The organism is Streptococcus equinus (assembly GCF_900104225.1).
Classification (GTDB): domain Bacteria; phylum Bacillota; class Bacilli; order Lactobacillales; family Streptococcaceae; genus Streptococcus; species Streptococcus equinus_D.
In genome coordinates this window covers 177,625-202,128 of record NZ_FNJK01000001.1, presented here as the reverse complement: position 1 = coordinate 202,128, position 24,504 = coordinate 177,625, and the positions used below count along the sequence as shown (strand labels likewise).

Annotated in this window: 21 protein-coding genes, 2 pseudogenes and 1 riboswitch; of the genes and pseudogenes, 6 read left to right on the top strand and 17 right to left on the bottom strand. The window is 37.7% G+C overall.

Features of this window, described 5'->3' with window-relative positions; translation table 11 throughout:
* Window positions 1-18: 18 nt before the first annotated feature.
* The 6 genes from BLP98_RS00980 to BLP98_RS00955 all read right to left on the bottom strand — a co-directional run bounded on the left by BLP98_RS00980 (window position 19) and on the right by BLP98_RS00955 (window position 5,659).
* Entirely contained in the window at window positions 19-1,416 is a 1,398-nt protein-coding gene (locus BLP98_RS00980; RefSeq protein ID WP_074481491.1) for a C69 family dipeptidase, read from the bottom strand.
* Window positions 1,417-1,439: 23 nt separating this feature from the next.
* Window positions 1,440-2,351, bottom strand: coding sequence for a DNA-binding protein WhiA (gene whiA, locus BLP98_RS00975; protein WP_074481490.1), 912 nt, complete (start codon window positions 2,349-2,351; stop codon window positions 1,440-1,442).
* A complete protein-coding gene (locus BLP98_RS00970; protein ID WP_074481489.1) occupies window positions 2,348-3,325 on the bottom strand; it encodes a YvcK family protein in 978 nt (325 codons plus the stop codon). Before BLP98_RS00970 ends, whiA begins: the two co-directional genes overlap by 4 nt.
* Complete coding sequence (gene rapZ / locus BLP98_RS00965) at window positions 3,322-4,212, bottom strand: RNase adapter RapZ (protein WP_074481488.1); 891 nt, start codon at window positions 4,210-4,212, stop codon at window positions 3,322-3,324. Before rapZ ends, BLP98_RS00970 begins: the two co-directional genes overlap by 4 nt.
* Window positions 4,205-4,975 (bottom strand): DUF1003 domain-containing protein, encoded by a 771-nt coding sequence (locus BLP98_RS00960; protein ID WP_074481487.1) that lies wholly within the window; start codon window positions 4,973-4,975, stop codon window positions 4,205-4,207. The genes rapZ and BLP98_RS00960 overlap by 8 nt, the downstream gene beginning before the upstream one ends.
* 72 nt (window positions 4,976-5,047) lie before the next feature.
* The gene (locus tag BLP98_RS00955; protein WP_074481486.1) at window positions 5,048-5,659 is read right to left on the bottom strand and encodes a TetR/AcrR family transcriptional regulator; all 612 of its coding nucleotides are present in this window, start codon (window positions 5,657-5,659) and stop codon (window positions 5,048-5,050) included.
* 297 nt (window positions 5,660-5,956) lie between these two features.
* Between BLP98_RS00955 and BLP98_RS09510 the strand changes: the two genes are divergently transcribed.
* Together BLP98_RS09510 and BLP98_RS09505 are read left to right on the top strand one after the other, a co-directional pair.
* A complete protein-coding gene (locus BLP98_RS09510; protein ID WP_234792770.1) occupies window positions 5,957-7,738 on the top strand; it encodes an acyl-CoA dehydratase activase in 1,782 nt (593 codons plus the stop codon).
* Between the two features lie 48 nt (window positions 7,739-7,786).
* Window positions 7,787-10,342, top strand: a pseudogene (locus BLP98_RS09505) (acyl-CoA dehydratase activase-related protein); the annotation flags it as partial.
* Window positions 10,343-10,412: 70 nt separating this feature from the next.
* On the opposite strand, the gene BLP98_RS00945 reads toward BLP98_RS09505, so the two are convergent.
* Window positions 10,413-10,793, bottom strand: coding sequence for a RidA family protein (locus BLP98_RS00945; RefSeq protein ID WP_006532694.1), 381 nt, complete (start codon window positions 10,791-10,793; stop codon window positions 10,413-10,415).
* 156 nt (window positions 10,794-10,949) lie between these two features.
* A riboswitch (PreQ1 riboswitch) is annotated at window positions 10,950-10,993 on the top strand.
* A gap of 108 nt (window positions 10,994-11,101) precedes the next feature.
* On the opposite strand from BLP98_RS00945, the gene BLP98_RS00940 reads away from it, so the two are divergent.
* Window positions 11,102-12,085 carry a nucleoside hydrolase gene (locus BLP98_RS00940; protein ID WP_074481485.1) on the top strand — a complete coding sequence of 328 codons (984 nt, stop codon included), beginning with the start codon at window positions 11,102-11,104 and terminating at the stop codon, window positions 12,083-12,085.
* Between the two features lie 3 nt (window positions 12,086-12,088).
* Window positions 12,089-12,646, top strand: a complete 558-nt coding sequence (locus BLP98_RS00935; protein ID WP_074481484.1) for an ECF transporter S component — start codon at window positions 12,089-12,091, stop codon at window positions 12,644-12,646.
* Window positions 12,647-12,685: 39 nt separating this feature from the next.
* Here the strand turns inward: BLP98_RS00935 and BLP98_RS00930 are convergent, their stop codons facing one another.
* The 6 genes from BLP98_RS00930 to BLP98_RS00905 all read right to left on the bottom strand — a co-directional run bounded on the left by BLP98_RS00930 (window position 12,686) and on the right by BLP98_RS00905 (window position 19,040).
* Complete coding sequence (locus BLP98_RS00930) at window positions 12,686-12,970, bottom strand: hypothetical protein (protein ID WP_074481483.1); 285 nt, start codon at window positions 12,968-12,970, stop codon at window positions 12,686-12,688.
* Window positions 12,971-13,067: 97 nt separating this feature from the next.
* Window positions 13,068-14,414 (bottom strand): asparagine--tRNA ligase, encoded by a 1,347-nt coding sequence (gene asnS, locus BLP98_RS00925; RefSeq protein ID WP_004232648.1) that lies wholly within the window; start codon window positions 14,412-14,414, stop codon window positions 13,068-13,070.
* Window positions 14,415-14,432: 18 nt separating this feature from the next.
* Window positions 14,433-14,876, bottom strand: coding sequence for a protease inhibitor I42 family protein (locus BLP98_RS00920; protein WP_074481482.1), 444 nt, complete (start codon window positions 14,874-14,876; stop codon window positions 14,433-14,435).
* A gap of 1 nt (window position 14,877) precedes the next feature.
* Window positions 14,878-16,059, bottom strand: a complete 1,182-nt coding sequence (locus tag BLP98_RS00915; RefSeq protein WP_074481481.1) for a pyridoxal phosphate-dependent aminotransferase — start codon at window positions 16,057-16,059, stop codon at window positions 14,878-14,880.
* Window positions 16,056-16,526: a cell wall elongation regulator TseB-like domain-containing protein gene (locus BLP98_RS00910; protein ID WP_074481480.1), complete on the bottom strand. Its 471-nt coding sequence runs from the start codon at window positions 16,524-16,526 to the stop codon at window positions 16,056-16,058. Before BLP98_RS00910 ends, BLP98_RS00915 begins: the two co-directional genes overlap by 4 nt.
* Window positions 16,527-16,556: 30 nt before the next feature.
* Window positions 16,557-19,040 (bottom strand): bifunctional DnaQ family exonuclease/ATP-dependent helicase, encoded by a 2,484-nt coding sequence (locus BLP98_RS00905; RefSeq protein ID WP_074481479.1) that lies wholly within the window; start codon window positions 19,038-19,040, stop codon window positions 16,557-16,559.
* A 125-nt stretch (window positions 19,041-19,165) separates the two neighbouring features.
* On the opposite strand from BLP98_RS00905, the gene BLP98_RS00900 reads away from it, so the two are divergent.
* Window positions 19,166-19,804: an MBL fold metallo-hydrolase gene (locus tag BLP98_RS00900; RefSeq protein ID WP_074481478.1), complete on the top strand. Its 639-nt coding sequence runs from the start codon at window positions 19,166-19,168 to the stop codon at window positions 19,802-19,804.
* Between the two features lie 131 nt (window positions 19,805-19,935).
* Window positions 19,936-20,509, top strand: a pseudogene (locus tag BLP98_RS00895) (alpha/beta hydrolase).
* A gap of 36 nt (window positions 20,510-20,545) precedes the next feature.
* On the opposite strand, the gene ftsX reads toward BLP98_RS00895, so the two are convergent.
* The 4 genes from ftsX to BLP98_RS00875 all read right to left on the bottom strand — a co-directional run bounded on the left by ftsX (window position 20,546) and on the right by BLP98_RS00875 (window position 24,330).
* The gene (gene ftsX / locus BLP98_RS00890) at window positions 20,546-21,475 is read right to left on the bottom strand and encodes a permease-like cell division protein FtsX (RefSeq protein ID WP_074481477.1); all 930 of its coding nucleotides are present in this window, start codon (window positions 21,473-21,475) and stop codon (window positions 20,546-20,548) included.
* Window positions 21,468-22,160 carry a cell division ATP-binding protein FtsE gene (gene ftsE / locus BLP98_RS00885; protein ID WP_074481476.1) on the bottom strand — a complete coding sequence of 231 codons (693 nt, stop codon included), beginning with the start codon at window positions 22,158-22,160 and terminating at the stop codon, window positions 21,468-21,470. Before ftsE ends, ftsX begins: the two co-directional genes overlap by 8 nt.
* Window positions 22,161-22,207: 47 nt before the next feature.
* Window positions 22,208-23,303 (bottom strand): peptide chain release factor 2 gene (prfB, locus tag BLP98_RS00880; RefSeq protein WP_142349347.1). Its coding sequence is split into 2 segments (ribosomal slippage): window positions 22,208-23,230 and window positions 23,232-23,303, totalling 1,095 coding nucleotides; the frame shifts between segments, so codons are not numbered across the junction.
* A gap of 379 nt (window positions 23,304-23,682) precedes the next feature.
* Window positions 23,683-24,330: an HAD family hydrolase gene (locus tag BLP98_RS00875; protein WP_074481474.1), complete on the bottom strand. Its 648-nt coding sequence runs from the start codon at window positions 24,328-24,330 to the stop codon at window positions 23,683-23,685.
* Window positions 24,331-24,504 lie beyond the last annotated feature (174 nt).

The following is a 24,504-nucleotide window of genomic DNA, read 5'->3' as shown; positions in this document are numbered from 1 at the left end:
TATTCAGAGGATTCGTTATTAGTCACTTACTGAGAAGCGATTTGTCATTAAATTACTTGCATCAAAAAGAATTTTATTCAAAAGTTTTTGTGTTTCTTCTTGGATGTAATCACTCATAGCTTGGTTTTCAGCATCAAAATCAACAGTCTCACCTTTAGCTAAAGCTTCGTCAACACGTTTGATACGCGCATGTCCTGCTGCCATTGTTTTCTCAACATAAGCTTCAATATCGCCTTCGTGTTGGTGGAAATGTGGATCTGCAATGGCTGCAATTAAGCGATTAGCCCAATAGAATGAATCAGTTGAGACATTTTCAGCAGTATTTGCAAAATAATCTGGTGTTGTGGAAATCTGAGTGAAGAATGGCACCATTGTTCCAAATGGCATTGAACCATAAGCCAACCATTGAATACCTGTTGTATCATGTGGTTGATCTGGACGCAATTGAAGAATAGCAGTTTGGCTTGTGCGGTTGATACCGATTGTACGGAAAGTACGTTGTGTCACGGCATTACCTTCTGGACCATATGGATCAAACTCTGTGTCTTGGTAGTGATTACTCAAAACATATTTGACATCTTCAATAGTGATTTTACGGTAAGGTTTTTGAGCCCATGGGATAAAGAAACTACGTGGATCTTGCTCAATTTCAGGATTCAAGAAACGTTGCATTGCCCAAGCACGTGGTGTGTTGTAGTGACGGTCTTTATCTCGTTGGCTACCAAAAGCGTAGCGAGGATTAAAGTGCTCATTTGAGTAAGTCAAATCCAGATTATTATCTTCGATGAATTCACGCAAGTCACTTGAATACATGTAATCATCTGGGTTGTTAAATTCAAAATGATCAATACCAAGTTGATTTGGATTTGTAACATAACAATCATCTGGCACACGACGTGCAATCCAGTGATGTCCACCAACAGTTTCTAACCACCAAATTTCGTCAAGGTCAGAGATGGCAACACCGTTTGATTCATAAGTACCGTATTTTTCTAGGATAGCACCGAGGCGTTCTACCCCTTCACGCGCTGTACGGACATAAGGAAGTACCAATGTTAGCATATCTTCTTCCCCAATACCAGATTCAACCAACGGATCTGCTCCCAAAACACGCGCATTTGTTGTGATTGTTTCTGTCTCACTCATTGCAACATTTGCTTCATTAATACCTGCTTCTCCCCAGATACCATCTTTACGTAAAGCATCTGGTACTGAAGTGTAACGCATTGGATTGTCAGGTAAATCAATCTCAAATGAAGATAAAACTGATTTGTAGTGACGTGGTTGATCTTCAGGATTTACCACGATAAATTGTTTCGGTGTGAAGTCTCCACTTTGAGAATCTTCAGTACGAGCAATGATAGTTGATCCATCATATGACGCTTTTTTACCGACCAATATAGTTGTACAAGCCATAATAAACTCTCTCCTTATTTTTTCTATAATTCATTTGCAATTTTATTGATTTTACGTAATCGATGGTTGACACCGCTTTTGGTTAAGGTGCCTTCCAAATGATCCGCAATTTGTTGAATCGAGTAATCAGGATTTTCAACACGAATTTTAGCCACTTGTTGAAGTTCAATTGGCAACGTTTCAAGGCCAACGGTATCCATGATTTTGATGATATTATTGATGGTCTTCATGCTTGCTGTGACGGTTTTAGCAATATTTGCTGTCTCTGCATTATTAGCACGGTTAACATCATTACGTGTTTCACGCATAATCTTAACTTCTTCAAAAATATCCTTACATTCCATGGCTCCAATGACAATTAGAAAATCCATAATATCTTCAGCCTTTTGAAGATAGGTCACTGCACCATTTTTATGTTCGATAACCTTGGCATCAAGGATAAATTTTCGCATCAAGTTTGCCAAATCTTCAGCGTGATCTTGATAAACTGAAAAGATTTCCAGTTGGTACTTGCCAGACTCTGGGTCACGAATAGTACCCGTTGCTAGGAAAGCTCCACGTAAATAAGCACGTCCCTTGTCATCATCTTCAAGGATACTTGGATTAATGCCCATTTCAATACCAAAGAAAGAATCCGCCAATTGCAAATCTGTTAAAATCTCTCTGACATTTGTTGCCACAAACACATTATAAACACGATTTTTGCGTAGATTCGTCTTTTGATGGTACTTAATTTCAGGCTGAACATGGTAAATCGTCTCAATCAATTCATAGATATGACGAGCAATTTTAGCATTTTCTGTCGTAATAGACAAGGTCAAACCTGCACCCGTCAAGCCAAGGTTACCAGACATCTTAATAATAGCTGATAATTCACTCTTATCGAATCGCGACAAATTCAACAATTCTTCTTTAACTTTTACTGTAAAACTCATCGCTTCTTCATCCTCACAAGGTTCATTAATTCTTCAACGACATAGTCGCCATTGTGAAAAGCTCCGCCATTTTCTAAACGTAAGAAATCAGAGGAAATCACTCGTTTGACTTGCTTACGAAGCCCTGCAAAATCATGCTCAACTTGAACCAAATATTCATCAAATTTATTGTGATCCATATAATCTTGCGGTACTTTTTCGATGTTAACTAAGACCGTGTCAATGACGTCTTTTCCAAGGTGACGATTGAGCACCTCAACGTGGTTAGCATCTGTAAAATGCTCTGTTTCACCATACTGTGTCATGATGTTACAAACATAAGCCACTTCAGTTTTCGTCTCAAGAAGGGCCTGCTTAATTTCAGGAATAACCAAGTTTGGCAAAATAGATGTAAATAAAGATCCAGGACCAAGCACAATCATATCACTGTTCATGATGGCATCGACTACTTTTCGACTAGCTGTTGGTTCGTCGTCATTATAAGTATTTGTGACATACACATGATCAATCATTCCTTGATAATCAGCAATATGACTCTCTCCTGCAACTTCATGACCATCTTTAAAGACAGCATGTAAAGTCAATGGATTCTCACTGGCTGGGTAAATTTTTCCTGTAACGTGGAAAAATTTTGTCAAAATCTGCATGGCACTATAGGTCGAACCTTCCATCTCGGCAAGACCAGAAATAATGAGGTTGCCAAGTGGATGCCCTGCTAGTGGGCCATCGCCTTCAGCAAAGCGATATTGAAAGACTTTTTCATAAAACTTAGGCATATCACTCATAGCCACAAGGACATTTCTAAGGTCTCCTGGTGGTGTCAGTTGCATGACCGAACGCAAAGTACCTGAACTACCTCCATCATCAGCAACCGTTACGATGGCTGTAATATCGACTTCTTCATGCCTTAAACTATTTAAAATAACAGGAATCCCTGTTCCTCCACCGATAACGGTAATTTTAGGTTTTCTCATGAACGGTTCACAGTCTCCTTGCGACGATTTTTATCACGGTGAGTTTCATTGACTACCCAATCCCTTTTAAGCTCTTCAGCCAAACGATGAGCAAATGCAACACTACGGTGTTGACCACCTGTACATCCAATAGCAATCGTTAAAACAGATTTTCCTTCTTTTTGGTAACCAGGTAAGATTGGTTTGATGAGGCCAATCAAATGTTGGTAAAAATCTTCTGATTCTTCGTGATTCATAACATAATCATAGACTTCTTTTTCTAGACCTGTTTGATTACGAAGTTCAGGTTTATAATATGGGTTTGGCAAAAAACGAACATCAAATACCAAGTCGGCATCTAATGGCAAACCATATTTGAAACCAAAACTCATGACTTCAATACGAAATGAGGCTTGATTTTCATCACTTGAAAATTGTTCAGAAATGGTTTTACGTAATTGACGTGGAGTCAATTCTGTCGTATCAACCACATTTTGACTCAAGTTTTTCAAAGGGGCTAACAATTCACGTTCTAATTTGATGCCATCTAAAATTCGACCATCTGCTGCTAGCGGGTGGCTACGGCGTGTTTCTTTGTAGCGCGCCACAAGTTCACCATCTGTTGCATCCAAGAATAGAATCTTGAAGTCGATTTTAGGATTAGAGTCAATCTTATCTAAAACAGAAGTAATTTCATTAAAGAAGAGGCGACTACGCATATCCACTACAAGAGCTACGCGATTATTATCGCTTGATTGTTCAATCAATTCAATAAATTTTGGCACCAAAGTCGGTGGCATATTATCAATAGTAAAATACCCTAAATCTTCAAAGGATTGAATGGCCACTGTCTTACCAGCACCACTCATCCCAGTTACAATAACTAAGTTAATCTCTTTATCAGACATTTTCTTCGCTCCCTCTCATTTTTTCAATTTGACCCACTAAACGCGCCTGTTCTTCCTGCATACTCACCAATTGTTTTGTCAGAGAAGCTAGCATTTCCGTTTGTAATTTTTGAATTTCCAATAAATCTGACTGATCTTGCTGAACCAAGTGATCCAATTTGGTGTGCAATAAGCGGATGCCTTCCTCTGATACCTTATTGACATTGTAATCATTCTTAGCTTGTAAACGATCGTAATCAGAAGCTCGATTTTGACTCATCATAATCAGCGGTGCTTGAATAGCTGCTAGAGTTGATAAAGCAAGGTTCAATAAGATAAAAGGATATTTGTCAAAGGCAATTCCAAAAGGCTGCATAACGTTCAAAGCCATCCAAACACCCATAAAACAAATAAATGTGATGATGAAGGTCCAAGACCCACCAAAACGAGCCACATCATCTGCAATCCGTTGCCCGAAGGTAATCTTTCGATCCAATTGATCTTGAACATCTAAAGCTGTATAACCTTGATGTTTTGTTGCATCGTAAACAGCCTCACGAACATAATCATTTTTACGATTAGCTTTATCAATAATTTCTTCTAAAAACAAAAGACGATAATAAGTCAGATTCTTATGGCTTATAAAAGCACCTTCTGTAATATCAGGATGCTGTCGCTTAATAATCTCTTGCAATCTAATATCCAAAGAATTGATTAAAACGCCTTCTTCTACTGGATAATAGTGGTGATCAATGCTATCTTGCATTAGCTGTTTTTGGCTCATAAGATCCTTCTTTCTGTCTGTTCCATTATATCAAAAATAACATAAAAAAGCTGACTTCTCAGCCCTTTTATGTTAATCTTCTCGATCAATAATAACACCCATGACAGTGAGGTGACCATTACTAACTAAAGTCAAAACAAGACGAGCCAAGTCTTTAGCTGGCATTGAAAAATCTGACTTAATCCACCACATCAAGGTACCGGTAAAAATACTCGTTAAATAAGCAACAATAAAATCGGTTGGAACTTGCTCACCAGATTCTGTAACGTTTAGCTTAGCTAATAGATGATCATATTTTTCATGCACCAAACTTCCAAATTCTTCTTGCATGACTTCTTGTGAAATGCTTTTTAGAACGATTTTAGCAATCGCAGCATTCTTTTCTAATCCATGATAAAACTCAGTCAAAAGCTTTTCAGCTCGCTTAACTTTTACCCTCTCACCATTTGTAATCTGAGCCGCATCAATCATATCTGACATTTGTTCAAGAACTTGTTGCTGAATACCTTTTTGAAGATCATCTTTGTCAGCATAATGCGCATAAAAAGTTGCCCGATTAATCATGGCTTCATCAGCAATATCTTGCACAGTAATTTTCTCATAAGGCTTTTCGCTGAGCAATTTAGCAAAGGCATCAAAAATCAATTTTTCAGTTCTCAAATAACGAATATCAGTAAGTTTCATGAGCTCTTCCTCCGAGATAAACAACAGATTGTCGGGAATGTGTTGCTTAAGCAACAAAAGTTAAAAAATTAGCGATTGCAATTGACAATGAGTGTTCTATAATACTATTATAACAAACACTCTGTTGAATAAGCAACAGCTTGTTGTGACATTAACAGTGTGTTAGATAAGATAAGAAAGGATTGAAATAGTGTTAAAGAACTGTCGACGTAACTACATTATTCGTTGCTAGATAATGAGTCATTTTTAGGAATGATATTTATCTACTACCTTCTAACACTTTTAGGTTTTTTATTAATGTATAAAGCAGGTATAGATGTCGGGTCGACCACTGTTAAAGTTGTCATCTTCGACGATAATTATCAATTACTATTTTCACGTTATGAGCGTCACTTTTCCGATGTTAAAACAGCAACCATCAAAGTTTTAAACGAAGCCATTTCTGAAATTGGCGACCAAACGGTCAGTATTGCCATAACTGGTTCTGGAGGCATGGGCTTAGCTGACGTGGCTAAGATTCCTTTTGTCCAAGAAGTTATTGCTGCAACAACCACTGTTGAAAAATTCATCCCAGAAACTGATGTTGTGATTGAACTTGGTGGTGAAGATGCCAAAATGACTTTCTTTGGTGATACCCTCGAACAACGCATGAACGGAACATGTGCCGGTGGTACTGGTGCCTTCATTGACCAAATGGCTGGCCTCCTAAAAACTGACGCCAATGGTGTCAATGAACTCGCTAAGGGCTATGAAACCATTTATCCAATTGCCAGTCGTTGCGGGGTATTTGCTAAAACTGACGTGCAACCATTGATTAACGAAGGAGCTCGAAAAGAAGATATTGCTGCTTCTATTTTCCAAGCTGTTGTTAACCAAACCATCGCTGGACTAGCTTCTGGTCGTAAAATCACTGGAAACATCGCTTTTCTTGGTGGACCACTCTTTTTTATGAGTGAACTTCGTAAGCGTTTCATCGAAACCCTAAATATTACACCAGAGCACGTTATTTTCCCTGAAAATCCACAACTCTTCGTAGCTATGGGAGCTGCTTTAGACCAAGATCAAGCTCAATTGACGCTATCAGAAATCATTCATAACCTTGAAAATAATACGTCAAAATCATTAGTTCCTAAAAATACTCTCGACGTTCTTTTCAAAGATCAGGCTGAATTAGATGCTTGGCGTGCTCGTCACGATGAAGCAAGTGTAGAATACAAGGATATTGCGACTGCTTCAGGTCCTCTTTTCCTTGGAATCGATGCTGGATCAACTACCTCAAAAGTTGTCCTTACCGACCCAGACGGAGCTATCCTCTTCCAACACTATGGTAACAACCAAGGACAACCTCTTGAAAATGTTATTTCTATCCTAAAAGAGCTCTATCACCAATTGCCACAAGACGCTTTTATCGCCCGCTCTTGTGTTACAGGATATGGTGAAAACCTTATCAAAGCTGCACTTCACGTTGATTACGGTGAAGTTGAAACAGTGGCTCACTTTAAAGCTGCCAACTACTTCAACCCTGGTGTTGATTTTATCCTCGATATTGGGGGACAAGACATGAAAGCCATGAGTGTTCGCGATGGTGCTCTATCAAGTATTCAATTAAATGAAGCTTGTTCTTCAGGATGCGGTTCATTTATCGAAACTTTCGCCAAATCCCTCAAATATGATGTCAAAGATTTTGCCAAAGTCGCACTTCTTGCCAAACATCCCGTTGACCTTGGTTCAAGATGTACTGTCTTTATGAACTCAAAAGTAAAACAAGTTCAAAAAGAAGGGGCAACAGTTGCCGATATTTCAGCAGGACTTTCTTATTCTGTTATTAAAAACGCCCTCTATAAAGTTATCAAACTCAAACGTCCTGAAGATTTAGGCGAAAAAATCGTTGTACAAGGTGGAACATTCTATAACGAAGCCGTTCTTCGTGCCTTTGAACTCGTCAGCGAACGCGAAGTTGTTCGACCAAGCATCGCTGGACTTATGGGAGCGTATGGCTGTGCTATCATCGCTAAAGAAAAATACGAAGATGAAATAGCCAATCAAGAACCCGCTCTTGAAGTTAGTGCGGTTCAGTAAAGGAGGTAAAGCATGACTGAAACATTACTGACAGCCAATCGCAACAAATCAAGCCTAATGGGGTTAGAAGAACTCGATCAATTTACCACTCAAAAAGAATTCACACGTTGTGGCATGTGTGAAAATAACTGTGCCTTGACCGTTACAATCTTTAACGATGGTTCAAAATTTGTTACTGGTAACCGTTGTGAACGCGGAGCTGAAAAAGTCACTAAAATTAAATTTGACCGTAGCAACCAAAAAGAAAATCTGGTCGATTACAAATACAAAAAACTCTTCAAGTTCAAAGCTTTATCAAAACGCGATGCTGTCCATGGTATCGTCGGGATCCCTCGTGTGCTAAACATGTATGAAAATTACCCACTTTGGCATACTGTTCTTACTGATTTAGGTTTTCGTGTTCAAATCTCACCAAAATCAGACAAACGTTTATTTGAAAAAGGAATTGAAACTATTCCAAGTGATACAGTTTGTTATCCTGCCAAGATGGTTCATGGTCACATTCAAAGTTTAATTGACCGTAAAGTTGATGCCATTTTCTATCCTAGTGTCATCTACGAGCAAATTGAAAATAGCAAAGCACCTAACCACTACAACTGCCCAATCGTTCAAAGTTATCCAGAAGTCATTGAAAAAAATATGGACCCGATTCGTAATGGTGAAGTGAACTATTTCCACCCATTTGTGAATCTTGCTGACCACGAATCAGTTGTCAAATCACTTGCCAAGAGCTTTGCAGATTATGATGATATTACTATCGATGATATTCGAAATGCCGTTGAACATGGTTACCAAGTCTTAGCTGACTTCAAAAAAGATTTACAAGACAAAGCTGATGAACTTCTTAGTCGACTAGCTCTTAACAATGAAAAAGCAATTGTTCTTTCTGGACGCCCATATCACCTTGACCCTGAAATCAATCACGGGATTGCTAATATTATTACGCAAGAAGGTTTCCACGTTTTAACTGAAGATATGGTATCAGGTTTAGAAGAGGTAGCTGGTCTACGCGTGGTTAACCAGTGGGTCTATCACTCACGTTTATACGCTGCTGCTAAAGTAGTCTCTAAAAATCCTAATCTTGAATTAGTTCAACTCAATAGCTTTGGTTGCGGACTTGATGCAGTGACAACAGACCAAGTCGAAGAAATCATGCGAGCTCACAATAAACTCTATACAGTGCTAAAAATCGATGAAGGAAGCAACCTCGGTGCTATCCGTATTCGTCTTCGTTCCCTCAAAGCAGCCGTTGAAGAACGTGATAAGAAAGCTAAAAAAGCCAATCTCAATCACATTTTCAACCAAGCTCCTCAATTCAATGCTGCAACTGAAGAAGAAATCAAAGAACCTGTCTTTACTAAAGACATGAAAAAACGCCACACTCTTCTTATGCCAATGCTTTCACCAATTCACCAAAACGGTCTTATTGAAGAAGCCTTCAAACAAGCCGGTTATAATGTTGTCATTCTACCAGCTATGGACCGTAAAGCCGTTGATGTTGGTCTAAAATTTGTTCATAACGATGCCTGCTACCCTGCCATCATTACCATTGGTCAATTAATTGAAGCTCTTCAAAGCGGTAAATACGACCTCGATAATACCAGTGTTATGATGACACAAACAGGTGGTGGCTGCCGTGCAACAAACTATATCCCACTCTTACGAAAAGCCTTAAAAGATGCTGGATATCCTCAGATTCCTGTTGTTTCTGTTTCTATGGGAAATCAAGGTACCGAAGAAACACCTGGTTGGAATATCACTTTACCATTTGTGAAACGTCTGCTTATCAGTGTTCTCTACGGTGACCTCTTTGAACGCGTTCTTTACCGTGTCCGACCATATGAAGCTGTTCCAGGTTCTGCCAACGCTTTGTATGAAAAATGGTTAGAAATTGCCCGTAAAAATATCAAATCAGGCTCATACTTCGAGTTCAATCACAATATGAAACGTATCATCAAAGAGTTTGACACACTTGAAACCATTGATTTTGGACAAAAACCACGAGTTGGTGTGGTTGGAGAAATTTTAGTTAAATATGCTCCTACAGCAAATAACGATATCGTTGCTATCATTGAAAATGAAGGTGGCGAAGCTGTTGTTCCTGACTTGATTGGCTTTATGAATTACTCACTTTTTAACCAAATCTGGAAAGCTGACGAACTCAACATGAGCCAAAAATCAAAACGCTTAGCTAAGCTTGGTATCGATGCTATCAATCTTCTTGAGAAGCCAATGAACAAAGCACTTGAAAAATCTGAGCGCTTTGAAGGTATTGAATCCATTTACGATATTGCAAAAGGTGCTGCAAAAGTCGTTTCAATCGGTAATCACACCGGTGAAGGCTGGTTCTTGACGGGTGAAATGATTGAATTGCTTAACAACGGTGTTAAAAATATCGTTTGTTTGCAACCATTTGGATGTCTTCCAAATCACATTGTTGGTAAAGGCATGTTAAAAGAACTTCGCCGACAATTCAAAGGGGCTAATATCTCACCAATCGATTACGACCCAGGCTCATCTGAAGTTAACCAATTGAATCGTATTCGCTTGATGATGACAACAGCTAAAAAGATGCAAAAAGCTTCTTTAGTCAATTCTAAATAAATAAAAAATGAAAAAAGTTCGCCGAGAGAGTAGCGAACTTTTTTCGTGTCAAATAATATTAAGAGAACATCTAGTCGAGATAAGCGATGACTTCAATTTCTACCTTGACGTCTTTTGGCAAACGAGCAACTTCAACAGCAGAGCGCGCTGGGAAATCAGCTTTAAAGGCCGTAGCGTACACTTCATTAAATGGAACAAAGTCATCCATGTCACTTAAGAAACATGTTGTTTTGACCACATGGTCAAAATCAGTACCTGCTTCTGCTAAAATAGCAGAAATATTTTTAAGGACTTGTTTGGTTTGTTCTTGAATGCTTGTACCAATAACTTCGCCTGTTTCAGGTGACAAAGGAACTTGGCCTGAAGCAAAAAGGAAGTTACCAACAACTTTTCCTTGAACGTAAGGACCAATTGCTGCTGGCGCTTTGTCCGTATGAATTGTTTTCGCCATAAATTTTCACCTTCTCTCAAATAGATTAGGATTATTATAACAAAATATTCTGAAAATTGAAACATATTAATGAATAAAAATCCAATTATTTTAAAATATTTACAAAAAAGTGATTTGTTTATATAATAGAAGGCGTGCATAATCAAAAGTACTACTTTTGGACTGGTTCGAAAACTCCCAGAATAAAAAACTAGCTATCTATCTATTGACAAGCTCTTCTTAGAGCGTCTTTTTTGAGTAGCTTTGTTTTTTATAAAACAAGGCTATTTTTTATTTTCTATAAAAATTTCTTAGGAAAGGAGGACAAAATGACCAAACAAAAAATTATTATCGATTGTGATCCTGGTATCGACGACACCCTTGCTCTGCTTTATGCTTTAAAACATCCTGAATTGGAAGTTGTTGCTATTACCATTGTCGCTGGAAATTGCCCAACAGATCTTGGCATTAAAAATGCTTTTACAAGTCTAGAACTCCTCAATCGTCTAGATATTCCAGTCTACAAAGGTGCTGATGCCCCTTTAAAACGCGACTATGTTTCTGCCCAAGACACACATGGTATGGATGGCCTCGGGGAAAATGATTTTGAGCTCAAGCATACGCCTTGCGTTCAAGAAAAATCAGCAGAGCAATTCTTAGCTGATTACTTTAAAACACCTCAAAATACTTCTATCATCGCCCTTGGGCCTTTAACTAACATCGCCAAAGCTCTTGAGATTAACCCAGAACTCGGCAAAAACTGTCACCGCTTTGTCAGCATGGGTGGTAATTTCAAATCACACGGTAACTGTTCACCAGTCGCTGAATATAATTACTGGTGTGACCCTCATGCCGCACAAATCACTTTTCAACGCTTAGGACGTAAAGTGGAAATGGTCGGTCTTGATGTTACTCGTCACATTGTATTAACCCCAAATCACTTAGAATATATGAGTCGTATTAACGCTGAAATGACATCATTCATCACTAACATTACCCGCTTTTACTTTGATTTTCACTGGGAATACGAACATATTATCGGTTGTGTCATTAATGACCCGCTGGCCTTAGCATATTTCGTTAATAGCGACGTTTGTTCTGGATTCGATGCCTATACTGATGTTGTGACTGAAGGTATCGCTCTTGGTCAAACAGTCGTGGACCAATATGATTTTTACCACAAACCTAAAAATAGCACAATCCTAACGCAAGTAAACCCTGCTTTATTCTGGCAAGATTTTCTAACCGTACTTTTAGATGCACAAAGAGACATCATTCAAGATGATCTTAAAAATCTACAGTTAGAAAGTTAAATCATGAAACAATCATCTACTCGACTTATTTCATTTATGGCCATCGCCATTGCTATTAACTACATTGGTGCAAATATTGCACTCTTTCTGCGCTTACCAATCTACCTTGACATGATTGGAACTTTATTGGTTGCTGTCGTCTTTGGACCGTGGTTGGGTGCTGGCGCTGCTATTATTAGCGCACTTATTAGTTGGATGACAACCGACATCTTTGCTATCTATTTTGCGCCTGTTGCTATTGTTGCTGCCTTTATCACAGGTTTCCTCGTTAAGGAAACAAGCAAAACAAAAGAATTAATCTGGAAAAGTCTTTTTGTCTCACTTCCTGGAACCATTGTATCATCAAGTATCACAGTAATTCTTTTCCATGGTATTACCTCAAGTGGCTCAGGAATCTTAGCACAAATTTTACATGGTCTTGGCATCGATATGACAGTAAGTCTCGTCTTCGTACAAGCCATTACTGACTACGCTGATCGCCTTATCAGCCTTATCCTAGTATTTGCCATTATCAAATCTCTTAAAACCTTTGCACCAAACCTTATGGCTGCTAAAGGGTAAAGACACATAAAGACCAGCTTTTAACAAGCTGGTCTTTTCTTATTTCAAAGTTTGACAAGTAATCGAAGCAACCGCTTCATGCTTTCCTAAGTCTGAAAAATGTTCCTGCAAAGCTCTGATAAAAAAAGTATTGCAGAAAAAGAAATCACCTGATAGTCTTTCAACCCTATCAGAAAATGCTTCTTGCCAAGCATTTAAATCCTGCTCAACTAGACCTACCTGTTGCTTAATTTGTGCTAAGAGTGACTGCGACACTCTTTTAAGGTCCAGTGCAATACAAAATGTCTTATCAAAAAAGGTAATTTTCGCGATATAAGTTATCATGTTAATCACCTCTCCTAAGGAGATTTTAGCAAAGCTTTCTTAAATAAACTTAAAAAGCCTAAACTTCAAACGTTCAGGCTTTTTGTATTTTTTATTTTTAAGGTTTAATGCGGTGTAGCATACGTGGGAATGGAATAGCTTCACGGATGTGTTTAGTTCCAGCTACGAATGTTACCATACGTTCGATTCCAATACCAAATCCAGCGTGTGGCACTGAACCGTATTTACGAAGGTCAAGATAGAATTCGTATTCTGATTTATCCATTCCGAGAGCGTCCATTTTAGCAACAAGTGTATCGTAATCATCTTCACGGACAGATCCGCCGATGATTTCTCCATACCCTTCTGGTGCAAGAAGGTCAGCACACAAAACGCGTTCTGGGTTACCAGGAACTGGTTTCATGTAGAAGGCTTTGAAGCTTGCTGGATAGTTAATAACAAATGTTGGAACACCAAAGTAGTTTGAAATCCAAGTTTCATGTGGTGAACCGAAGTCATCACCGTGTTCTAGGTGTTCATAATCAGCATCTTCATCATTTTCGTGTTCTTGAAGAAGATCGATAGCATCATCGTAAGAAACACGTTTGAATGGTTCTGCAATGTATTTTTTAAGCAAATCAACATCACGTTCCAAAATTTCAAGAGCTTGAGGAGCACGATCAAGAACACCTTGAATAAGTGCTTTAACATAAGCTTCTTGAAGGTCAAGTGATTCTTCGTGTGATAGGAATGAATATTCAGCATCCATCATCCAGAACTCAGTCAAGTGACGACGAGTTTTTGATTTTTCAGCACGGAATACAGGACCAAAGTCAAAGACACGACCAAGAGCCATAGCTCCAGCTTCAAGATATAATTGACCTGATTGACTCAAGTAAGCAGGTGTACCGAAGTAGTCTGTTTCAAACAATTCTGTTGAATCTTCAGCAGCGTTTCCAGACAAGATTGGGCTATCAAATTTGATGAAACCATTTTTATCAAAGAAATCATATGTAGCGTAGATGATAGCGTTACGGATTTGCATAATAGCCATTTGTTTACGAGAACGCAACCACAAGTGACGGTGATCCATAAGGAAGTCAGTACCGTGTTCTTTTGGAGTGATTGGGTAATCTTCTGAGTGACCTACAATTTTAAGGTCAGTCACATCAAGTTCGTAACCAAATTTTGAACGTGAATCTTCTTTAACGATACCAGTGATAAGGATAGAAGTTTCTTGGCTAAGGTGTTTAATAGTGTTGAATTTTTCAGTTCCTTCTTCTTCACCATATTTTTCAATAAAGTTTGGTTTGAAAGCAACTGCTTGGAAGAACGCTGTCCCATCACGAAGTTGTAAGAAAGCAATTTTTCCTTTTCCTGATTTGTTAGCTACCCAAGCCCCAATTGTGACTTCTTCGCCAACATGATTTTTAACATCAATAATTGATACGTAATCTTTAGACATAATTCCTCTTTTCAAATATTACTCTGACACATTTGTCAGTTTAATCTTATTAATTTTAGTTTTAGAGCTACTGATAGTAACGTGATAAGTCATCTCTTTCTTACCTCCGTCCCAATCTTGGCAATACGTCAAATCAAATTCTTGCTGACCAGCTTTTTTGACTCTTCCAGTGATGCGATTGTAACCACCTGAACCGAGTCGATTATCCTTACTTGGATAAGATTGATAAATAACGTCATCAAGTGTCAAACTACTTTTATCCACCTTACTAACAACCCAAGTATAGCCAGTCGTACTATTACTAGCCAAATCGATTTCAAAACGCATACCTTTAGAAGAAATTGAGTAATCCCCCAGTTTGGTTAATTCTGGAGAATTTGGTTTAAAATGAATACCGAGTCCAACTGCAACGATTCCTGAAAAAGCAACTAATGCAATAATAAGTTTTCGTTTTTTGGACATCTTATTTTTCCATAAAGGCTTTCAAACGTCTTATAGCTTCTTTCAAAGTATCCAAATCTGTTGCATAGCTCAAGCGAACATTTTCAGGAGCACCAAAACCAGCACCTGTAACAAGAGCTAAGTCTGCTTCTTCAAGAATAGCTGTTGTAAAGGCAGTGACATCAGTGTAACCTTTCATTTCCATTGCTTTTGTCACATTAGGGAATAGGTAGAAAGCACCTTGAGGTTTAATCACTTCAAACCCAGGGACTTCACAAAGCAATGGGTAGATTGTATTAAGACGTTCTTCAAATGCTTGACGCATAGCTTCAATAGAATCTTGTGGTCCTGTAAGAGCTTCGATTGCTGCATATTGTGAAACAGCAGTCAAGTTAGATGTTGTTTGACTGATAACTTTTGACATGCCTGAGATGATGTCTTCATTACCAACTGCAAAACCTACACGCCAACCAGTCATGGCATAAGTTTTTGATGTACCATTTACGACAACTGTTTGATTTCTGATTGCTTCAGAAATTGATGAAATAGGTGTGAACTCATTTCCATTATATACCAAACGACCATAAATATCGTCTGCCAAGATTAAGATATTGTGTTCAACAGCCCAATTACCAATTGCTTCTAATTCTTCGCGGCTATAAATCATACCAGTTGGATTAGATGGTGAATTCAACAAAAGAACTTTTGTTTTATCAGTACGAGCAGCTTCAAGTTGTTCTACAGTAGCTTTAAAATCATTTGCTTCGGTTGTTGCAACTGTCACTGGAACACCATCAACCATTTTAACTTGATCGACATAAGACACCCAACATGGTGTTGGAATAATAACTTCATCGCCTGGATTAAGAACAGTTGTAAAGAAAGTATAAAGAATGTATTTTGCACCTGTCGCTACAACGACTTGATTACGATTAACTGAATAACCGTAGAAATTTTCCATGTAGGTATTAATAGCATCCTTCAATTCTGGAAGTCCAGAAGCAACAGTATAAAAGCTAGCTTTACCATTTTGAATAGCTTCAATTGCAGCATCTTGGATATTCTTAGGAGTTACAAAATCAGGTTCTCCCAAAGTTAGTGATAGAATATCACGACCTTGTGCTTTCAAGGCTTTGGCACGCGCACTTGCTGCTAAAGTCACACTTTCTTTCATGTTCAACACGCGATTTGATAAGTTTGTCATATGCCCTCCTTCTTCACGAGCTCACTTGTTTCAAAATTCACAAGATAATAACCATCAGTAGCTGTAACTTCCCAAATAGGGGTCTTACCATCAATTCCGTAAACGACTTTTGAAATACCAGCCGCTCCATTTGCTGCTGCTACTTGCTCAGCTTGTTTACGACTAATCCCATCATTTACAGAATAAACAAATACCTTACCATTGTCTTCACCGACAGCGACAATCTTCTGTTCGCCTGATGCTGTCGTTCCAAAAACACTATAGTATGTCTTAGAACCGTTGTAAAGGTCAACAGAAGACGTTTTAACTAAGTCAGCTTTTTCAATGGCTACTTGGGTCGCCAATTTTTCTGCTCTCTGTCTTGGCTGTATCGCCAAATCCAAAACAGATGCAGCAGAAATCAAGAGAACTAATAAAATCAAGCTAAAACCAAGTAAATATTGTTTTACTGGAGTTAATTTTTTCATTTACTTCTCCCTTTTTGTTTATCCCTTTTATTATAGCAGAAAATTCTTTATTTCAGTGAGACTCTTTGAAAATTTTTGATGAGAAATGTAAAATTCTTCAGCTAAAGCATCACTAATTATTTTTCCGTACGATTTTGTTAAAATTCTTGAGTCTAGTAAAAGCACAGCCGAACGTTGATTGTCGCGTCTCATAGTCCTTCCAATAGCCTGTTTTAATTTCAAAATTGCTAAAGGCAAGGAATAATCATTAAATGGTGACTTTGCTTGAGCAAGCAGGTGATTGCTAATTTTCTGAACGAATAAATCTTTAGGATTTTCAAATGGCAAACGTGTAATCACCTCAATCATTTTATCTGATTGCACAAAGTCTACACCTTCCCAGAACGCTCCGGTTCCAAGAAGAATGTGACTTTCACCTCGTTCAAAACGACGTTTAACATTATAAGCTGTTCCGTTTTTCTCTTGTGTTAAGTGGTGAAGTTCCATCTCATCTAGAAGATTGGAAACATCAAGCATAGCTTTTTTAGAATTAAACAGCACTAACATCTGTTCATCCAATTGCCTGATCTGATAAATTCGCTCTGCGATTACTTTAGCGTAGTCTTCATCAGAAATCTCAGCAATATTTGGCATTTCCTCATCAATCCAAATACGCTGTGACTCTTGCTTATCACGCTCAATGCTCATGTAATGATACTGCTCGAAACCAAGTAAATCAGCTAAGCTCACTTGAGGGCTGATATGTAATGTTGCTGAAATCATGTAAGTCTTGCGAGTTTCCGGTAAAAAATCGCTGAAATTCAAAAGCTCGTCACTACTTGCATTTAAGTAGGTTTGACGTTTTTCATTTTCATAACTTGTCTCAAACCAAAAGTCTGTAAATGGCTGTGCAAATAAGGCTAGTAAATCTTCCAAACAAAGATATCGCCAGTCAGAATTAACAGCAACTAATTCTTTTGCGGCTTGCTCAAGGCGATGAGCATCTTCTGTTGTCACGAAAGATTCTTGATCTTGATAAAAACGCGTGGCAAGATGACTTAATTGGAAAGACAGACTTTCAATTAAGCGTTTTTCAAGCGTTGGTAAAGCAGCATCCAATTGTTTTTCAAGTTTTTGCACCAATTGCGTCACGTTAACACGACGGCGTGAAAATTGTTCCAAATTCAGAATTAATTTTTGAGCTTCATCGAAAACCAAAACTTTTTTAGCCGCAAAGGCTTTATCATCTTGGACACGTTCTAAAAAGTAAGCATGGTTGATGATTAAAAGTTTGCTGTGCTTAGCATTTTCATAAGTACGATTCCAGAAATCAACATCTTTATAAAGTGATTTTTCACTCAAATTACCATCGTGCTTAATCTGTTCAAAGAAAGCTTCAAAGCGCTGCTTTTGTCGAATTTCGTCTAAATCCCCTGTTAAGGTCTCAGTCAACCAAACAAGCAACTGCATCTTGTAGCGATTCACCAAACGATTATCACCTTCTCTATGCAAGCTTTCTGCAAAAGTATCTAGCTTAATATAGTTTCCAGGACCTTTAATAGATTGGCAAGGAATATGAAAGACCTCTTGAATTTGCTTAGCTTCATTAGCCATAATCTGATCTTGCAAAATCTTAGTTGGTACAGAAACAATGATTTGCTCATCTTGAACCATCTGCAAAAGAGGTAAAAGGTAACCATAGGTCTTTCCAAGACCAGCCTGCGCTTCTAAAAATGACACTTTGGATGATTGAAAATCATCTTTAACCATTTGAGCAAATTGGCTTTGTTTCTTACGGGCATCTAAACCCAAAAGAGCCATATTAAGGTCAAAGTCTTCTGATAACTTACGTTCACTACCAATAGCCTTATCACGTCGTAAAATAAGTCCTCCAACTTCTTGGTAATTTTTTTTTGACATGACTTTTGCCTTTTTAAAACTCTCTTCAAGTAGCATGCCCGTTTCAAATAGAAGATTATCTGCTAATGGTAATAACTGCTCTAAAAGTCCTTTTGGCAAGCTTTCCATTTTTTCTTTTAGCTTCAACAATAACTGAGCTGTTGCATAAGCATCAGAAATCGCTGTGTGAGCATCAGTTAAATCAAGTTGTAAAACTTCTGCTAAATGACCTAGCGTGTATTTTTCAAGGGTCGGATAAAAAACTTGTGACAACTCTACCGTATCAACAAGCGGCGTACGCAATTCGTAGCCTTCTAAGAATAATTTTTCTGCTAAAAGATTGGCATCAAATTTCACATTGTGAGCAACAAAGACACAATCTGAAATCAAGTGATAAATCTCTTGAGCAACTTGTGAAAAATCTGGCGCCTTAGCCAATTGCTCATCAGTTATCCCTGTTAAATGAATAATGTGTTCAGACAAAGCTTCATGCGGATTAACATCCGTCTGATAAGTCTTCACAATTTGATTATTTTCAATAATGACAATGCCAACCTGAATAATTTCTGCCATTGCGTGGGCACCCGTTGCCTCCAAATCTACAACAGCATATTTTTGAGAATTAACTTGCATCATAACATATAGATTATACCATTTTTAAGACACACATTCACCTAATCTCAAAAATAAGATATTGAAAAAAGCCCTTTTGAGAAAAGACATTATATGACTTTTAAAGACTTTTTTGATAAACTTTTTCTATGAAGATTTATAGACTATTAAACCACGTTGCACGTGAAAATACTTACTTATTGGTCAATGATCAAGCTATCATTGTTGTTGACCCAGGTAGTGATACCGACAAAATTAAAGAAAAGATTACCGCTCTTGATAAGCCTGTAGCAGCAATCTTGATTACTCATGCGCATTATGACCACATCATGGGACTTGATGTCATTCGTGATGCTTTTGGACAGCCACCTGTTTATATCTCTGAAAAAGAAGCGTCTTGGCTTTATTCACCCAAAGATAACTTTTCAGGTTTAGATCGCCATGCAGATATGGATGATGTGGTTTTAAAACCAGCTGAACACCATTTCCAATACCAAGACGATTATGCCATTGCTGGTTTTCGTTTTCAAGCTCGTCAAACTCCCGGGCACTCTTGGGGAAGTGTTTCTCTAGTCTTTCCTGATGATGAACTGGTTCTTACAGGCGATGCTCTCTTTAGAGAGACTATTGGGCGAACTGATTTGCCAACTGGAAATAGCAAGCAGCTGCTTGAAAGCATCAAAGATGAACTCTTTAGCTTGCCAAATCATTTCACTGTTTACCCTGGACACGGTCGTGAAACAACTATCGCTCACGAAAAAAACTTTAATCCTTATTTTCAAGCATGATGAAAAACTAAAAAAATTTCTACTCTAATTTTTAGTTTGTTTAGCAGTACTGCTGTTTTAAGTTTTGGTTTTATTCGCCACAAGATTACCAAGCACACCCGAACTCTATGGCAGCTGCTAAATCCGCTAAAATCACTAAAGACTATCTATTCTTTGAAAGCAAAGGAAGTACAAAAGCCAATATTATCTTTTACCAAGGTGCCCTTGTCGAAGAAAAAGCTTATGCTGGCTTAGCAAAAGACTTATCAAAGATAGGATATGACGTCTATATTTTGAAAACACCACTAAATCTTCCAATCCTTTCAAGTCAAAAAGCTTTATCTGTCATCAAAGCTAAAAAATGTTTATCTTGCTGGTCACTCTCTTGGTGGCGTTGTTGCTTGTATGAAAGCAAACTCTATAAAATCAGATAATATTTCTGGCTTAATCTTACTTGCAAGCTACCCTTCAGAAAAAAGTTAATCTTTCTAAACGTCATTTGAAAGTCTTATCAATCACAGCTAGTAATGATAAAATTCTCAAATGGGACCAATACAAATCAGCTAAAAAAAGCTGTCAAGCGATACAACCTACCTATCTATTTTTGGTGGATATCACAGTGAATTTGGAGATTACGGTCACCAAGCAAAAGATAGCAATGCAACTATCTCACCAAAAAATCAAGAAAAACAAATTGCTACTGCTATCTCAAACTTTGTAAACTAAAAACAACCTCTGATTTTCAGAAGTTGTTTTTCTATGTTAAATTTTAAGATAACGTCTCATTGAAATAACTGAACCAAGAGATCCAATAAGAATACCAACTAAGAACATACCACCAATAATCATTGGAAGGAATGAATCAGCAGGATACAATGTTAAACCTTGTACTTCAAATTGTGGATTAACTGATGCATAAACAGCTTTGTAAGCAAAGTAGATAACAATTGATGGTACAATTGCTCCAAGTAATCCTACCCAAGCACCTTCAAAGAAGAATGGGCCACGGATATAAGAATTTTTAGCACCAACTAAACGCATGATTTCAATATCGCGATGACGAGACATGATTGTCATGCGGATTGTATTTGAAATCAAGAAGATAGCTACGATAACCAAAAGAACTGTTCCGGCAAATCCCCATGTACGGATAAATTTAGACACTTTGAAAAGTTGATCTGAGTTTGATCCACCGTAATCGACAGATTCAACGCCTTCAATTTTAGAAATCTTATTAGCTATTTTTTTAACTTTAGCAGCTGATGTTGCTTCTACAACGTAGACATCTTGCAATGGGTTTGAGTCACCATCAAACATTGCCCAATCATCACCGTAAGTTTCTTTTAATTTGGCTAATTGCTCATCTTTACTTGAGAATTTGACAGATTTAACACCAGAAAGAGCATCGATTTGGTCATAAACTTGGTGGAAAGCATCGTTTTGAACAGTTTCACCAACTTCATTTGTTTTTGTTTCTGAGTTATCAGCTGAGTTAACATCTAAATAAACGTTAATTTGAATATTGTTTTCAATACCTTGAGCAATTTTTTCAACGTTCATCAATACAGCAGCGAAAATACCAACCAAAGTTAAAGTAATTGCAACTGAACTAACTGAAGCAATGGTCATCCAAATGTTACGTTTCAAACTTTTAATGGATTCCCATAAGTGGCGGAAAAAGTTTCTAATCATTATATCCGTATTCTCCTTCCTCTTCATCACGGACAATACGTCCTTCTTCGATAGCGATAACGCGATGGCGAAGATTATCAACGATTTGTTTGTTGTGAGTTGCCATTAGAACGGTTGTCCCTTGAAGGTTAATACGTTCTAACAATTGCATGATTTCCCAAGAAATTTCTGGGTCAAGGTTACCAGTTGGTTCGTCAGCAATCAAAACTTTTGGATTGTTAACGATGGCACGCGCAATTGCCACACGTTGTTGTTCACCACCAGAGAGTTGATCAGGGAATGAACGCATTTTGTGTTTAAGCCCGACAAGCTCAAGCACTTCAGGCACACGTTTTTTGATTTCACGTGGCTTTTCACCAATTACTTGCATGGCATAAGCAACGTTTTCAAAAACAGTCTTCTTAGGAAGAAGTTTGTAGTCTTGGAAGACAACGCCAATGCTACGACGCAAAATTGGGATTTGACGTTTTTTCATTTTTGTAAGGTTAAATTCTCCAACTTTAAGTGTTCCAGCAGAGACTTTTTCTTCGCGGTAAAGCAATTTAATGAAACTTGATTTACCAGCACCAGAAGGACCAACAATATAAACAAATTCACCTGGATTGACAGACACGTTAATGTCTCTCAAAGCAGTTGTTGAGCGGTGATACTTTTTAGTTACACCTTTCATTTCAATTAATGCCATTTGTATTTTCCTTTACGATTTTGTTATCCTAAAATTTTACTTTCGAGTTAATCAATACGCCATTTCAAGAAAGCGTCGATGAAGCCGTCAATGTCACCATCCATGACTTTATCAACTTGAGCAACTTCATATCCAGTACGGTGGTCTTTAACCATTGTATATGGAGTGAAGACGTATGAACGGATTTGACTTCCCCAAGTGATTTCTTTTTTATCACCTTTAAGAGCATCCACTTCTTGCGCTTTTTTCTCTTGTTCTAATTGATAAAGTTTTGCTTGCAACATTTTCATAGCGCGATCACGGTTACCGTATTGAGTACGGTCAACAGTTGACGCAACAACGATTCCTGTTGGAATGTGGGTCAAACGAACACCAGTAGAAACCTTATTGACGTTTTGTCCACCAGCACCACCAGAACGGAAAGTATCCATCTTGATATCATCATCACGAATTTCAACTTCAATCGTATCATCCAATTCTGGCATTACTTCGACAGAAGAGAATGATGTGTGACGACGTTTAGCTGAATCAAATGGTGAGATACGAACCAAACGGTGAACACCCATTTCAGATTTCAAAAGCCCATAAGCATTTGGACCTTCAAAAGAAAGAGTTACTGACTTGATTCCGGCTTCATCACCAGCTTGATAGTCAAGTGTTTCAACTTTAAAGCCTTTGGCATTTCCATAACGTGTATACATACGGAAAAGCATGTCAGCCCAGTCTTGAGCTTCCGTACCACCTGATCCCGGGTGAATTTCCAAGATGGCGTTGTTGCGGTCATAAGGTTCTGATAATAGAAGTGTCATTTCATAACTTGTCATAATTTTATCAAGTTTTTCAAGACTTTCTTCCAAATCCGCTTGAACAGAATCATCTTCGTCTAACATTTCCAAGTAAAGCTCTGTTTCATCCGAGAGCTCTTGCATTTGGTTAAATGTTTCATAAGTTTGTTTCAAACTATTTAATTCTTGAGATGTTTTCTGTGCTGCAATATTATCATTCCAAAAATCTGGCTCAGTCATTTTATTTTCAAGAAGCGCAATGTCTTCTTCCAAACGATCTAAGTCAAAGAGACCTCCTGAAGCTAGTCAACTTCTCTTGATTTTCTACTATTTTTTGGCGGATTTCAGCCACTTCCATGAGATAACTCCTTTATTTAAGATATTAAGTTCGTTAAACGAGTATAACAAAAATAGGAATTTTGACGAAGAGCTCTTAAGCTCTAGGAAAAATTATCTTTTTTGCACAACTCGTAGAACGTATTCAGTTAACATAAGATATTAAGTCCGTTAAGAAAGCAAGATGAAAATAGGAATTTTCACTCTGCTTTTTAGACTTAATTAATCAAATCTATAATCAGTTTATCTTTACTTTTTGACGCTTTTATAGATTTCCTTACTGCCTTTTTATTTTATCATAAAGGCAGTAAAATTGCTATTGGCTACCATTAGCAGCCATTTTCTTTACCTAGCTTAGGCTACTCTTCCTAAAACAATTACTTTTCAATATGACAATGCCTTTAAACTTCTTTTTCAATTACTTGCACAGCTTCGGTTAAACTATCAACTAAAAGGCTAGCTTGTGATTGATCAATGCCAAATACTTTATCACGAATGGCAATCACTCGCACACCTGCAGCTACTCCAGCTTGAATTCCTTTTTGACTATCTTCAATAATAACAATATTACCTTTATCGAATCCTAATTTAGCACAAGCAGCATTGTAAATTGCAGGATTTGGTTTACCTTCTTTAAAATCATCACCTGTCAAAATGTAGGTAAAATATTCAATCAAACCACATTTCGTCAAAGCTCGTTCAACATCTTTTCGCACAGTGTTTGAAGCCAATGCTAAGACAAATCCTTTTGCCTTTAAATCAGCTAAAACTTTTTTAGCATCTGGAAAAACTAATTGGCTATAATCTGGTCGATGAACATTTTTATAAGCAGTGTACTCTGCTTCCAAAGCTTTTGTATCATAGTCTGAAATCTTATCGCCTAAAATTTTTTCCCAGAACTGATCCATCCGTCCACCTACAAAAAATTTAGGTGGCAAATGCTTGATAGAAATGCCTTTACTTCCTAAAAATGCCTCACGACGGTCAAAATAAAAATTCTCAGTGTTAAATAAAACACCATCCATATCAAATATAATTGCTTTAATCATGAAAGCCTCCCCAGACTATTCTATCATAAAACGTTTCAAAGATTTTCAGAAAGTAAAAAAAGGGAGTGGAACAGAAATCGGTAATTTCAAAGAAATTCGATTTCGTCGTTCCACCCCCGCAAAGTTAAGTAGGGTTGTAAAAGTTGATTTATCAACGCATTAGAACCCACTTAA

Excerpts from the sequence above, each read along its gene's own strand:
- BLP98_RS00980 (WP_074481491.1), bottom strand. The coding sequence starts at position 1,416 with ATGGCTTGTACAACTATATTGGTCGGTAAAAAAGCGTCATATGATGGA.
- whiA (WP_074481490.1), bottom strand. The coding sequence starts at position 2,351 with ATGAGTTTTACAGTAAAAGTTAAAGAAGAATTGTTGAATTTGTCGCGA.
- BLP98_RS00970 (WP_074481489.1), bottom strand. The coding sequence starts at position 3,325 with ATGAGAAAACCTAAAATTACCGTTATCGGTGGAGGAACAGGGATTCCT.
- rapZ (WP_074481488.1), bottom strand. The coding sequence starts at position 4,212 with ATGTCTGATAAAGAGATTAACTTAGTTATTGTAACTGGGATGAGTGGT.
- BLP98_RS00960 (WP_074481487.1), bottom strand. The coding sequence starts at position 4,975 with ATGAGCCAAAAACAGCTAATGCAAGATAGCATTGATCACCACTATTAT.
- BLP98_RS00955 (WP_074481486.1), bottom strand. The coding sequence starts at position 5,659 with ATGAAACTTACTGATATTCGTTATTTGAGAACTGAAAAATTGATTTTT.
- BLP98_RS09510 (WP_234792770.1), top strand. The coding sequence starts at position 5,957 with ATGTATAAAGCAGGTATAGATGTCGGGTCGACCACTGTTAAAGTTGTC.
- BLP98_RS00945 (WP_006532694.1), bottom strand. The coding sequence starts at position 10,793 with ATGGCGAAAACAATTCATACGGACAAAGCGCCAGCAGCAATTGGTCCT.
- BLP98_RS00940 (WP_074481485.1), top strand. The coding sequence starts at position 11,102 with ATGACCAAACAAAAAATTATTATCGATTGTGATCCTGGTATCGACGAC.
- BLP98_RS00935 (WP_074481484.1), top strand. The coding sequence starts at position 12,089 with ATGAAACAATCATCTACTCGACTTATTTCATTTATGGCCATCGCCATT.
- BLP98_RS00930 (WP_074481483.1), bottom strand. The coding sequence starts at position 12,970 with ATGATAACTTATATCGCGAAAATTACCTTTTTTGATAAGACATTTTGT.
- asnS (WP_004232648.1), bottom strand. The coding sequence starts at position 14,414 with ATGTCTAAAGATTACGTATCAATTATTGATGTTAAAAATCATGTTGGC.
- BLP98_RS00920 (WP_074481482.1), bottom strand. The coding sequence starts at position 14,876 with ATGTCCAAAAAACGAAAACTTATTATTGCATTAGTTGCTTTTTCAGGA.
- BLP98_RS00915 (WP_074481481.1), bottom strand. The coding sequence starts at position 16,059 with ATGACAAACTTATCAAATCGCGTGTTGAACATGAAAGAAAGTGTGACT.
- BLP98_RS00910 (WP_074481480.1), bottom strand. The coding sequence starts at position 16,526 with ATGAAAAAATTAACTCCAGTAAAACAATATTTACTTGGTTTTAGCTTG.
- BLP98_RS00905 (WP_074481479.1), bottom strand. The coding sequence starts at position 19,040 with ATGATGCAAGTTAATTCTCAAAAATATGCTGTTGTAGATTTGGAGGCA.
- BLP98_RS00900 (WP_074481478.1), top strand. The coding sequence starts at position 19,166 with ATGAAGATTTATAGACTATTAAACCACGTTGCACGTGAAAATACTTAC.
- ftsX (WP_074481477.1), bottom strand. The coding sequence starts at position 21,475 with ATGATTAGAAACTTTTTCCGCCACTTATGGGAATCCATTAAAAGTTTG.
- ftsE (WP_074481476.1), bottom strand. The coding sequence starts at position 22,160 with ATGGCATTAATTGAAATGAAAGGTGTAACTAAAAAGTATCACCGCTCA.
- BLP98_RS00875 (WP_074481474.1), bottom strand. The coding sequence starts at position 24,330 with ATGATTAAAGCAATTATATTTGATATGGATGGTGTTTTATTTAACACT.